The organism is Mycobacterium sp. ACS1612, from assembly GCF_001667505.1.
Lineage (GTDB): Bacteria > Actinomycetota > Actinomycetes > Mycobacteriales > Mycobacteriaceae > Mycobacterium.
The window spans coordinates 154,726-166,449 of sequence record NZ_LZHZ01000054.1; the positions used below are offsets into that span (position 1 = coordinate 154,726).

The window sequence follows — 11,724 nt, forward strand, 5'->3', positions numbered from 1 at the left end:
GGGCTCTAGCATTCCCACCCGTGAGGCTCAAGCTGTACGTGGTCGCGAGCGTGGTATCCGGCATCGCCGCACACCTTCTCGGCGTGTCCGCGCCGTGGAGCCTGGCGGTCGGCGCGGTCGCGCCCGCGCTCGCCGCGGCGGCGCCTGTCTTCCTGCGCGGTGTGCTGTCGGGCGTCAGCACCCGCGACGACATCGCCGCCGAGATGTCGGGCACGGAGTTCGAGGACTACGTGGCGCGGATGGTCCGGTCGTGCGGCGTCCCGGTGATCATGACGTCGGTCACGGGCGACTGGGGTGTCGACATCATCGTCGGCAGACGGCCGAATCGTGTTGCGATTCAGTGCAAACGGCAGTCCCGCCCGGTGGGCACCAGCGCCATCCAGGAGGTGGTGGCCGGCGCACCCATGCAGGACTGCGTCAAGACCATGGTGGTCACCAACCACGAATTCACCCCTGCGGCACGCAAACTCGCGGAGTTGCACGGCTGCGAGCTCGTGGGCCGAGGCGAACTTCCCCGGCTCCGGTCGACGATTTGCCGCCTCACCGCATCTGCGTGAGCACCTGCCGCACCGCCGCGACGGCGGTGTCGATCTCGTCATGCGTCACCGTCAGCGCCGGGCGGAACCGCACGCTGTCCGGACCGCTGGCGAGCATGATGACGTGGCGATCCCACAACCTGCGGATCAACTCGTCCCGCTCTGCGCCGCTGGGCAGGCTGAACGCGCACATCAAGCCGCGACCACGCACGTCGAGGACCAGGCCGGGGAACTCGTCGGCCAACTCGGCCAGCTGATCCAGCAGATAGCGGCCTGCGTTGGCGGCGCGCATCATCAACCCGTCCGATTCGATGACCTCCAGGATGCGGCGGGAGCGCACCATGTCGACCAGGTTGCCGCCCCAGGTCGAATTGATCCGCGAGCTGACGGCGAACACGTTGTCGCGCACCTCATCCACGCGGGTCTTGAATCGCTCCTCGCGTGCGCGGCCGCCCGCCATGATCCCGCACACCTGCGTCTTCTTCCCGAACGAAACGATGTCCGGTGTGACGCCCAGTTGCTGGTAAGCCCACGCGGTTCCGGTGAATCCGCAACCTGTCTGCACCTCGTCGAAGATCAGCAGCGCATCGAACTCGTCGCACAGTGCGCGCATCGCGGCGAAGTACTCCGGCCGGAAGTGCCGGTCGCCACCCTCACCCTGGATCGGTTCGGCGATGAAGCACGCGATGTCGTGCGGGTTGGCTTCGAACGCCGCACGCGCCTGGCGCAGCGACTCGGCTTCGAGCGCGTCCATGTCGGCGCCGGGGCGGATGTACGGCGCGTCGATCCGCGGCCATTCGAACTTCGGGAACCGCGCCACCTTGTTGGGGTCGGTGTTGGTCAGCGACAGCGTGTACCCGCTGCGGCCGTGGAAGGCCCCGCGCAGGTGCAGCACCTTGGTGCCGAGTTCGGGGTCTCTGCCGTGCGCCTCGTTGTGCCGGCTCTTCCAGTCGAATGCGACCTTGAGCGCGTTCTCGACGGCCAGCGCTCCCCCGTCGACGAAGAACAGATGCGGCAGCGCGGGATCGCCGAGCACCCTGGCGAAAGTGTCGACGAAGCGCGCCATCGGCACGCTGTACACGTCGGAGTTGCTCGGCTTGTTGACCGCGGCCTGTGCCAGTTCGGCGCGGAAGTCCTCGTCGTCGGCCAGCGCCGGGTGGTTCATGCCCAGCGCGGACGACGCGAAGAACGTGAACATGTCGAGGTAACGCTCGCCGGTGCGGGCGTCGACCAGATACGACCCCGATGAGCGGTCGATGTCGAGGACGAAGTCGAGCCCATCGGCCAGCATGCTGCGGGCCAGCACGTCGCGGACGTCGTGGGGACGCAGGGCAGCGGAGGTCAGCACGGCAGTCATGAGACCATCTTAACAGATTATTTACGGTGGTAATGCCGTGTGACCGGAACTATTACGGTATGAACTCGCGGCCAGCGTAAAAAGTCTGTAGGATGATCGTGCTTCGGGTCCGCACGTTCGCCGCCGTCCGAATCCGTTGCAGCAAATCTTCGAGCGCCCGCGCCGATTCGACACGCACCAGCAGGATGTAGCTCTCTTCTCCTGCGACCGAGTAACAGGACTCGATTTCCGCGATGTGTTCGAGCCGGGCGGGCGCATCATCAGGTTGGGAGGGATCAAGAGGAGTGATGGCCACAAACGCGGACAGCAAGTGCCCGATGGCCTCGGGGTTGATCCGGGCCGAGTACCCGGTCACCACGCCACGCGACTCCAGCCGCCGCACCCGGGACTGGACAGCCGACACCGACAACCCGGCCACCGCCGCGAGATGCGCCAGCGTCGCGCGTCCGTCGGCCACCAGTTCACGCGCGAGGGTGCGATCGATCTCGTCGAGCGGTTCGCTCATGGCGGCACCCTATCCAAGGTGGTCGTGAAAATGACCCGGCGCTCCGATTTCTGGGAGACCTCGCGGCTTCGCGCCGAATTCGCGGCCGCGTTGTCGCGCCTCTACGGCGCCGAGGTTCCCGCGTATCACACGCTGGTGGAAGTCAGCACCGCGGTGAACCGCGAAGTCAGCACCGCGGTGAACCGCGACATGCGCGGCGACGAGCGCCTCGGTTCGTTGGACCGGGTGACGGCCGAACGTCACGGCGCGATCAGGGTGGGCAGCGCCCGCGAACTCGCCGACGTCGCGGATCTGTTCGCGGCGTTCGGGATGTTCCCGGTCGGCTTCTACGACCTGCGCGAAGCGGCATCGCCGGTCCCGGTCGTGTCGACCGCGTTCCGTCCGATCGATACCGACCAACTGGCCGCCAACCCGTTCCGGGTCTTCACGTCGATGTTGGCGACCGCGGACGAGCGGTTCTTCTCGCCGCAGTTGCGGGCCCGCGTCGAGCGGTTCCTCGATGCGCGGCAGTTGTTCGACCCGGCGCTGATCGCCGAGGCGCGACACATCGCTGCCGACGGCGGAGCCGATTGTGCACGCGCGCGACGGTTCGTCGCCGACGCGGTGTCGGCGTTCGCGCTCTCGCGTGAACCGATCGACCGCGGCTGGCACGACGAACTCGTCAAGGTGTCGGCAGTGGCCGCCGACATCGCCGGGGTGCGCACCACCCACATCAATCACCTGACGCCGAGGGTGCTCGACATCGACGAGCTGTACCGGCGGATGACCGCGCGCGGCGTCACGATGATCGACGCCATCCAGGGCCCGCCCGCCTGGCACGGGCCCGCGGTCTTGTTGCGGCAGACGTCATTTCGTGCGCTGGCCGAGCCACGACGGTTCCGTGAGGCCGACGGCTCGGTGTCGCACGACACGCTGCGGGTGCGGTTCGGCGAGGTCGAGGCGCGAGGGGTGGCCTTGACCCCGTTGGGCAGGCAGCGTTACGACGCCGCAATGGGAACGCCGGATCCCGCCGCGGTGTGGGCCGACTACTTCCCCGCCACCGACGAGGCGATGGCGGCCGAAGGGCTGGCCTATTACCACTGCGGCGATCCGGCGAAACCCGTTGTCTACGAAGACTTTCTGCCCGCCTCCGCGGCAGGAATCTTCCGTTCCAACCTCAATACCGACAGCCAGGCGGCAGATACCGCGGATAATTCGCAGTACAGCCTGCAGTGGCTCGCCGGTCAGATCGGCCACCACATCCACGACCCCTACGAGATCTACGAGAAAGTCGCGTCCTCATGACCACGATTCAGTCCACGAAGCTTTCGACCGCCGACGAACTGCGCGCCAAGACCCGTGACGCGCTGAGTGCCGTCGGCTCGCGCACCGCGCTCGGTGAGCCGGGCGGCACCGGATTGCAGGCCAGCACGCCGATCACCGGCGACGTGCTCTTTACCGTGCCGGAGTCCACGCCGGAGCAGGCGGACGCGGCGATAGCCGAAGCCGCACAAGCATTTACGACATGGCGGACCACACCTGCGCCGGTCCGCGGTGCGCTGGTGGCCCGGTTGGGTGAACTGCTCGTCGAGCACAAGACCGATCTCGCCACGCTGGTCACCATCGAAGCCGGCAAGATCACCTCAGAGGCCCTCGGTGAGGTGCAGGAGATGATCGACATCTGCCAGTTCGCGGTGGGCCTTTCCCGCCAGCTGTACGGCAAGACGATCGCCTCGGAGCGACCGGATCACCGTTTGATGGAGACCTGGCATCCGCTCGGTGTGGTCGGCGTGATCACGGCGTTCAACTTCCCGGTCGCGGTGTGGGCGTGGAACACCGCGATCGCGTTGGTGTGCGGGGACACCGTGGTGTGGAAGCCCTCGGAACTGACGCCGCTGACGGCGGTGGCGTGCCAGGCGCTGATCGAACGGGCAGCCGACGAGGTGGGCGCCCCGCGAGCGGTGTCCCGACTGGTGCAGGGCGGCCGCGAGGTCGGCGAACGGCTGGTCGACGATCCGCGGGTGGCGTTGCTCAGCGCGACCGGTTCGGTGCGGATGGGTCGCGGGGTCGGCCCACGGGTGGCGCAGCGGTTCGGCAAGGTGCTGCTCGAACTCGGCGGAAACAACGCCGCGATCGTGACCCCGTCGGCCGATCTCGACCTCGCCGTGCGCGGCATCGTGTTCGCGGCGGCGGGAACCGCGGGACAGCGATGCACGACGCTGCGCAGGCTGATCGTGCACACCTCGATCGCCGACGAATTGGTCGGCCGGATCGTCAACGCCTACCGGCAATTGCCGGTCGGCGACCCGGCCGCCGAGGGCACACTGGTGGGCCCGCTGATCCACGAGACCGCGTATCGCGACATGGTGCGGGCGTTGGAGCAGGCCCGCGCCGACGGCGGCGAGGTGATCGGCGGCGAACGCCATGACGTCGGGGACGAAAGCGCCTACTACGTGTCGCCCGCGGTGGTGCGGATGCCGTCGCAGACCGCGGTGGTGCATTCGGAGACGTTCGCGCCGATCCTCTACGTGTTGACCTACGACGACCTCGACGAGGCGATCGCGTTGAACAACGCGGTGCCCCAAGGTCTTTCGTCGGCGATCTTCACGCTCGACGTGCGAGAGGCCGAGCGCTTCATGGCGGCCGACGGCTCGGACTGCGGCATCGCCAACGTCAACATCGGCACCTCGGGCGCCGAAATCGGAGGCGCGTTCGGCGGCGAGAAGCAGACCGGTGGCGGCCGCGAATCGGGCTCCGATGCGTGGAAGGCATACATGCGCCGGGCCACCAACACGGTGAACTACTCGTCCGAGTTGCCGCTGGCGCAAGGGGTGCACTTCGGATAGCGGCCTGACAGGTCTTTCCCAGGGCCCGCGGGCGTTTTGATACCGCGTAAGCGGGTCACTCTACGACCATGCAAAACAGCAATCCGCGTGTATTTGCAGTGGTCGGCGTGGTTGCCGCAGCGATAGCGGCAGGCGCATTGGTGATACCCGCCGCCCGCCAACTCGGCTCAGCGTCCGGTTCGTTGACGGCAGCGGCGATCATCGGGATCCCGGTTCTCGTCGTGCTGGCGGTCAGCGGTGCGGCCTACTACGGCGTGCTGGCCAGTTGCGTCGTCGCGGTGGTTACGGCCGTCCTCACCTGCATCGTGTCCTGGGTGATCGCCGCGTTCGCGTTCGCCACCGCGCTGTCCGGGTCCACCACCGGCCTGCTGCTTGCGGTCGTGCTCTTCGGCGGACCGGCGCTGTGCGTGCTGCTCCTCGGCCTGTTGGCGTTGCGGGTGGTGCCCGCCCGGTCGGACGACGCCGCGATCCGTCGAGAATCCCAACTCCACTAACGGCATGCTGGGGCTACCGGACACCGTGCGCGCCTGTCTGTTCGACCTCGACGGCGTGCTGACCGACACTGCAAGCGTGCACAAGAAGGCTTGGAAAGCCATGTTCGACGCCTTCCTCCGTGCGCGGGCTGAGCGAACGGGTGAGCAGTTCGTCGAGTTCGACGTCGCATCGGACTATCTGACCTACATCGACGGCAAGAAGCGCGAGGACGGTGTCCGGTCGTTCCTGGCCTCACGCGACATCGCGCTTCCCGACGGCGCGCCCGACGACGATCCGTCGACCGAAACCGTGCACGGCCTCGGCAATCGGAAGAACGACCTATTCCATCAGACGCTGCGCGAGGACGGCGTCAAGGTGTTCGAGGGTTCGCGGCGATATGTCGAGCAGGCCAACGCCGCTGGCCTGGCCATTGCGGTGGTGTCATCGAGCGCCAACACCCGCGAAGTGCTGGAAATCACCGGACTCGACAAGTTCGTCCAACAGCGCGTCGACGGCGTGACCATGCGGGAGGAACACATCGACGGCAAGCCTGCGCCAGACTCGTTCCTGCGCGCCGCCGACTTGCTGGGGGTCGAGCCCGCCGAAGCGGCGGTCTTCGAGGACGCGTTGGCCGGTGTCGAGGCGGGCCGGCGCGGCAACTTCGGCTGCGTAGTCGGCGTGGACCGTGTCGGGCAGGCAGATGCGTTGCGCCGCAACGGCGCAACGACCGTCGTGACCGATCTGGCCGAATTGCTGCCCAACCGATGATCACCGAACAGACCTTCCCCGTCGAGCCGTGGTGCGTGCGCGAGACGAACCTCGACCTGAACCTGCTGGCGCAGTCGGAGTCGGTGTTCGCGTTGTCCAACGGCCACATCGGCCTGCGCGGCAACCTCGACGAAGGCGAACCGTACGGGCTGCCCGGCACCTACCTCAACTCCTTCTACGAGACGCGCCCGCTGCCGTATGCCGAAGCGGGATACGGCTATCCGGAGGACGGCCAATCGGTCGTCGACGTCACCAACGGCAAGCTCCTGCGACTGCTCGTCGACGATGAACCTTTCGACGTGCGCTACGGCCAGTTGGAATCCCACGAGCGCGTCCTTGACATGCGCGCAGGCACGCTGATCCGGCATGCTGAATGGACATCGCCTGCGGGGCGACGGATTAAGCTGCGTTCGACACGTCTGGTATCGCTGGCGCAGCGCGGGGTTGCCGCCATCGAGTACGTCGTGGAGGCCGTCGACGAATTCGCCCGCATGACGGTGCAATCCGAGCTCGTGGCCAACGAGGACCAGCCCAAGCCTTCTGCCGATCCGCGGGTCGCGGCCATGCTGCTGAATCCGCTGGAGGCGGTGCAGCACGACGCTGGCGAGCGGGGCGCGCTGCTCGTGCACCGGACCCGCAGCAGCGGGTTGATGATGGCCGCGACGATGGAGCATCAGATCGACGTGCCCGGCCGTGTCGAAGTCGACACCGATGCCGGTGAGGACTGGGCGCGAACGACCATCATTTGCGGGCTGAGGCCCGGACAACAATTGCGGATCGTGAAGTTCCTCGCCTACGGGTGGTCGAGTCTGCGCTCCCGGCCTGCACTGCGCGATCAGGTGCTCGGGGCGGTCGCCGGTGCCCAGTACTGCGGGTGGGAAGGGTTGGTCTCGGCACAGCGGGAGTTCCTCGACGATTTCTGGGACTGCGCGGACGTCGAAGTGGAGGGCGACGCGGACTGCCAGCAGGCCGTGCGCTTCGGGCTGTTCCACGTGTTGCAGGCCAGCGCGCGCGCCGAGTGCCGCGCGATCCCGGGCAAGGGTTTGACCGGAACCGGCTACGACGGCCATACCTTCTGGGACACCGAGGGATTCGTGCTCCCTGTGTTGACCTACACCGCGCCCCGTGCCGCGGCGGACGCGTTGCGCTGGCGGGCTTCGACGCTGGATATGGCCCGCGAACGCGCGGAGGAACTGGATCTGGCCGGCGCCGCGTTTCCCTGGCGGACGATCCGCGGCCAGGAATGCTCCGCTTACTGGCCCGCGGGCACGGCCGCCTGGCACATCAACGCCGACATCGCGATGGCATTCGAACTCTATCGCACAGTCACAGGCGATGATTCGCTCGAGGCCGATTGCGGTCTCGAGGTGCTGGTGCACACCGCGCGACTGTGGATGTCGTTGGGACACCACGACCGCCACGGAGTGTGGCATCTCGACGGTGTGACCGGTCCCGACGAGTACACCGCCATCGTCAGGGACAATGTATTCACCAATCTGATGGCAGCACACAACCTTCGGACTGCGGTCGAGGCCTGCAATCGTCATCCCGACGCGGCACTCGCGCTTGGCGTCGGCTCGGAGGAGACGGCCGCGTGGCGTGACGCGGCCGCGGCGGCGAACATCCCGTTCGACAAGGAGCTCGGTGTGCACCAACAGTGCGAGGGTTTCACGACGTTGCGCGAGTGGAATTTCACGGATAATACCGAGTATCCGCTGCTACTGAACGAGGCTTACGTACGGCTGTACCCTTCGCAAGTCGTCAAGCAGGCTGACCTTGTTCTGGCAATGCACTGGCGCAGCAGCGAATTCACTCCCGAGCAGAAGGCGCGCAACGTCGACTACTACGAGCGGCGCACCACCAGGGATTCCTCACTTTCGGCGTGTACGCAGGCAGTGATGTGCGCGGAGGTGGGCCATCTCGAGTTGGCGCACGACTACCTGTACGAGGCGGCGTTGATCGATCTGCGCGACCTGCACCACAACACCCGCGACGGCCTGCACATGGCGTCGTTGGCGGGAGCGTGGATCGCTCTGGTCGCGGGTTTCGGCGGCCTGCGAGACCACGACGGGGAGCTCGATTTGAATCCCCAACTACCGGACGGTATCTCACGTCTGCGGTTCCGGCTGCGATGGAGAAACTTCCGACTCACCGTCGACGTCACACACGACGACGTGACATACGGATTGCGGGACGGCCCCGACCATCGGCTGACCATCCGACATGCCGGCGAGCCGCTCGATTTGTGCACTAACTCGCTGACGACGGTGCCGGTGCAGCGCCGCAAGCCGCTGCTTCCGCCGCCGTGCCAACCGCCGGGCCGCGCGCCGATCCACCGGCGAAGCGATAAATCACGTGCCACCAGCGACAGCCACTGACTACCCTCTACGTCGGGGGTGAACACCAAATGTTGCAAATGATCGACGGACACAACACGGTCAACGTCGTCAACTTCGCCAGCCAGATCGACCAGGGCACGATCGAGCAGGCCGCGCAGACCGCGGCACTGCCGTTCGTGTACCCGCACGTGGCGTTGATGCCTGACGCTCATGTGGGCAAGGGCGCGGCGGTCGGCACCGTCATACCGACGCTGGCTGCCGTCATCCCGGCCGCGGTCGGCGTGGACATCGGCTGCGGAATGATCGCGGCCCGAACCCGTTTCACGGCAGCCGACATTGCGGGCAAGGACCTTGCGCGGTTGCGTTGTTCGCTCGAATCCGCGATACCGCTGAGCGCAGGCAACTACAACAAGTCGCTGACGCGGTACGCATTCACGGCCGCGCGAATCGAACACCTCGATGCGCTGGCTAGTGACAACGACGTCGACCTATCCCATTCGCCCAAGTGGAGACGACAGCTGGGAACGCTCGGCGGCGGAAACCATTTCATCGAGTTGTGTCTCGACGAAGGCGATGCGGTCTGGATGTTCCTGCACTCCGGATCGCGCGGCGTCGGCAACAAGATCGCCACCCGGCACATCAACGTGGCCAAGCAGCACTGCCGCGACGCGGGCGTCGCGCTGCCCAACGCCGACCTGGCGTACCTGGAAGAGGGCACACCCGAATTCGACACCTACATCGCCGAATTGCGGTGGGCTCAGGCCTTCGCGCTGGCCAACCGCGAGGAGATGATGGACCGCTTCCGGCAGGCGTTCGCGCACTGGATGCAGGTCGACGCCGACGACGTCGAGACCGAACGGATCAACACCCATCACAACTACACCACGCCAGAACGGCACGGGGACAAGGAAGTCTGGGTGACCCGCAAGGGAGCCGTCGACGCGCACCACGGCCGGATGGGGATCATCCCGGGATCGATGGGTACCCGCTCCTACATCGTGCGCGGCAAGGGCAACCCCGACAGCCTGTGCAGTGCGCCGCACGGTGCAGGGCGCCGGTTCTCCAGAACCGAGGCGCGCCGCCGGTTCACCGCCGACGACCTCGCCGAGCGGATGAAGGGCATCGAGTACCGCCACGGTGAGGCGTGGGTCGACGAGATTCCCGACGCGTACAAGTCGATCGACGTGGTGATGGCCGATTCGAAAGACCTCGTCGAGGTGGTGACCACGCTGCGTCAGGTGATCAACGTCAAGGGCACCTGAGTCAGCGGCGCTTGGGCACCGGGATTCGCATCAGATCCTCGGCGACGACCACGTCGCCGCCGAACACCGCGGCCGCTTCGTCGCGGTGGCGGCTCAGGTCGGGATACCGCTGGGAGAAGTGCGTGAGTACGAGCCGGCGTACTGCGCACTCCTCCGCGACACGGGCCGCCTGGGCCGCGGTCAGGTGGCCGTAGAGGGTGGCCAGTTCGGCGTCCTCGTTCAAAAACGTCGCCTCGATCACCAACATGTCGGCACCGTCTGCCAGTGCGTAGACCGCGTCGCACAACCGGGTGTCCATCACGAAGGCGAACCGCTGTCCGCGCCGCGGCGCACTGACGTCCGCCAGGGCGACGGTGCGGCCGTCGACCCGGATCCAACCGGTGCGCTGCAGTTCGCCGACGGCGGGCCCCGCGATGCCGTGCCGGGCCAGCAGGTCCGGAACGAAGCGCAGCCCGTCGGGTTCGATCAGCCGGTAGCCGAAGGCGTCGATCGAGTGCTCGAGGCGCATCGCCTCCAGCATCCCGAAACCGCCCAGCGCGATCGGCCCGTCCGCGTCGATGGGGACCTCGATCAGGCTCGCGCGCTCATGGAACGAGCAGGCGTGGCGCAGCCGGGCGAAGTACTCGGCGCCAGAGGCGGGAAAGTAGGCGGGCATCTCGTGCGCCACGCCGTCGGCCGAAAAGCGCTGCACCACACCGGGTACGCCAAGACAGTGATCGCCGTGGAAATGGGTGAGGCAGAGCCGGCTGATGCTGCTGGCCGCGACACCGGCCAGCAGGAGTTGGCGCTGCGTGCCCTCGCCAGGGTCGAAGAGCAGGCCTTCGCCGTCCCACAGCAGCAGATAACCGTTGTGGTTGCGCTGCCGGGTCGGCACCTGGCTCGCCGTCCCGAGCACCACCAACTCACGTGTGGACACCTCTGTGACACTAAGCCGCAGACTGTTTTACATGTGTTGACTAGACTGGCGGTATGCCAGGGCCTGACGCTCTTCGCGCAAGCGGCTCATCGCCGTCCCGGCGGCGGCTGTCGCCCGACGATCGTCGCAACGAACTGCTAGCCCTTGGCGCCGAGGTGTTCGGTGAGCGGCCGTACGACGAGGTCCGCATCGACGAGATCGCCGAACGGGCGGGCGTGTCGCGCGCATTGATGTACCACTACTTCCCGGACAAGCGGACGTTCTTCGCGGAGGTGATCCGCGCCGAGGGCGACCGCCTCTTCGAGGCGACGAGCACCCCGCCCAAGCCCGGGCAGAGCCTCTTCGACCAGGTGCGCGAGGGTGTGCTGGCGTATGTGCGCTACGACGAGGAGCATCCGCACGGCGCGTGGGCCGCCTACGTCGGCATCGGCACCTCCGATCCGGTGCTGCGCGGCATCGAGGACGTCGACAACAACCGGCAGGTCGACCGGATCATCGAGCGTGTCACCGGCGCCGTCGGCGCGGAGATGGACTCCAAGGTCGGACGCGACCTGCGCGTCACCATCTACGGCTGGCTGGCGTTCACCTTCGAGATGTGCCGCCAACGCCTGCTCGACCCGTCGCTCGACTCCGGATACGTCGGCGACTGCTGTGCGCACGCCCTGCTCGACGCGATCGGCAGGGTCCCTGGCATCCCGGCCGCGCTGAGGGACGCCGTCGCGCCCGAGCAGCGCTGAAATCT

Annotated in this window: 11 protein-coding genes; 8 read left to right on the plus strand and 3 right to left on the minus strand. The window is 67.0% G+C overall.

The window, feature by feature from the left end; all coding sequences use genetic code 11:
- Nucleotides 1-20 precede the first annotated feature (20 nt).
- Nucleotides 21-557: a restriction endonuclease gene (locus tag A5724_RS21960; RefSeq protein ID WP_067807066.1), complete on the plus strand. Its 537-nt coding sequence runs from the start codon at nt 21-23 to the stop codon at nt 555-557.
- Here A5724_RS21960 and lat read toward each other — a convergent pair.
- Both lat and A5724_RS21970 read right to left on the minus strand, forming a co-directional pair.
- Complete coding sequence (gene lat, locus A5724_RS21965; protein WP_067807068.1) at nt 541-1,893, minus strand: L-lysine 6-transaminase; 1,353 nt, start codon at nt 1,891-1,893, stop codon at nt 541-543. The two genes, A5724_RS21960 and lat, sit on opposite strands and share 17 nt — an antisense overlap.
- Nucleotides 1,894-1,945: 52 nt before the next feature.
- Nucleotides 1,946-2,398: an Lrp/AsnC family transcriptional regulator gene (locus tag A5724_RS21970; protein ID WP_067807071.1), complete on the minus strand. Its 453-nt coding sequence runs from the start codon at nt 2,396-2,398 to the stop codon at nt 1,946-1,948.
- 30 nt (nt 2,399-2,428) lie between these two features.
- On the opposite strand from A5724_RS21970, the gene A5724_RS21975 reads away from it, so the two are divergent.
- The 6 genes from A5724_RS21975 to A5724_RS22000 all read left to right on the plus strand — a co-directional run bounded on the left by A5724_RS21975 (nt 2,429) and on the right by A5724_RS22000 (nt 10,066).
- Nucleotides 2,429-3,682 carry a VOC family protein gene (locus tag A5724_RS21975; RefSeq protein WP_067807274.1) on the plus strand — a complete coding sequence of 418 codons (1,254 nt, stop codon included), beginning with the start codon at nt 2,429-2,431 and terminating at the stop codon, nt 3,680-3,682.
- A complete protein-coding gene (locus A5724_RS21980) occupies nt 3,679-5,223 on the plus strand; it encodes an aldehyde dehydrogenase family protein (RefSeq protein WP_067807073.1) in 1,545 nt (514 codons plus the stop codon). The genes A5724_RS21975 and A5724_RS21980 overlap by 4 nt, the downstream gene beginning before the upstream one ends.
- A gap of 68 nt (nt 5,224-5,291) precedes the next feature.
- The gene (locus tag A5724_RS21985; RefSeq protein WP_067807076.1) at nt 5,292-5,717 is read left to right on the plus strand and encodes a hypothetical protein; all 426 of its coding nucleotides are present in this window, start codon (nt 5,292-5,294) and stop codon (nt 5,715-5,717) included.
- 4 nt (nt 5,718-5,721) lie between these two features.
- Nucleotides 5,722-6,465 (plus strand): beta-phosphoglucomutase family hydrolase, encoded by a 744-nt coding sequence (locus A5724_RS21990; protein ID WP_067807079.1) that lies wholly within the window; start codon nt 5,722-5,724, stop codon nt 6,463-6,465.
- Complete coding sequence (locus A5724_RS21995) at nt 6,462-8,843, plus strand: glycoside hydrolase family 65 protein (protein WP_067807082.1); 2,382 nt, start codon at nt 6,462-6,464, stop codon at nt 8,841-8,843. Before A5724_RS21990 ends, A5724_RS21995 begins: the two co-directional genes overlap by 4 nt.
- A 32-nt stretch (nt 8,844-8,875) precedes the next feature.
- A complete protein-coding gene (locus A5724_RS22000) occupies nt 8,876-10,066 on the plus strand; it encodes an RtcB family protein (protein WP_369830653.1) in 1,191 nt (396 codons plus the stop codon).
- Between the two features lies 1 nt (nt 10,067).
- Here A5724_RS22000 and A5724_RS22005 read toward each other — a convergent pair whose 3' ends face one another.
- A complete protein-coding gene (locus A5724_RS22005) occupies nt 10,068-10,982 on the minus strand; it encodes a ribonuclease Z (RefSeq protein ID WP_067807085.1) in 915 nt (304 codons plus the stop codon).
- 53 nt (nt 10,983-11,035) lie between these two features.
- Between A5724_RS22005 and A5724_RS22010 the strand changes: the two genes are divergently transcribed.
- Nucleotides 11,036-11,719 (plus strand): TetR/AcrR family transcriptional regulator, encoded by a 684-nt coding sequence (locus tag A5724_RS22010; RefSeq protein ID WP_067807088.1) that lies wholly within the window; start codon nt 11,036-11,038, stop codon nt 11,717-11,719.
- Nucleotides 11,720-11,724: the final 5 nt, after the last annotated feature.

Bases quoted from the DNA above. Each gene is read 5' to 3' on its own strand.
- lat (WP_067807068.1), bottom strand. From the start codon at position 1,893: ATGACTGCCGTGCTGACCTCCGCTGCCCTGCGTCCCCACGACGTCCGC.
- A5724_RS21970 (WP_067807071.1), bottom strand. From the start codon at position 2,398: ATGAGCGAACCGCTCGACGAGATCGATCGCACCCTCGCGCGTGAACTG.
- A5724_RS21975 (WP_067807274.1), top strand. From the start codon at position 2,429: ATGACCCGGCGCTCCGATTTCTGGGAGACCTCGCGGCTTCGCGCCGAA.
- A5724_RS21980 (WP_067807073.1), top strand. From the start codon at position 3,679: ATGACCACGATTCAGTCCACGAAGCTTTCGACCGCCGACGAACTGCGC.
- A5724_RS21985 (WP_067807076.1), top strand. From the start codon at position 5,292: ATGCAAAACAGCAATCCGCGTGTATTTGCAGTGGTCGGCGTGGTTGCC.
- A5724_RS21990 (WP_067807079.1), top strand. From the start codon at position 5,722: ATGCTGGGGCTACCGGACACCGTGCGCGCCTGTCTGTTCGACCTCGAC.
- A5724_RS21995 (WP_067807082.1), top strand. From the start codon at position 6,462: ATGATCACCGAACAGACCTTCCCCGTCGAGCCGTGGTGCGTGCGCGAG.
- A5724_RS22010 (WP_067807088.1), top strand. From the start codon at position 11,036: ATGCCAGGGCCTGACGCTCTTCGCGCAAGCGGCTCATCGCCGTCCCGG.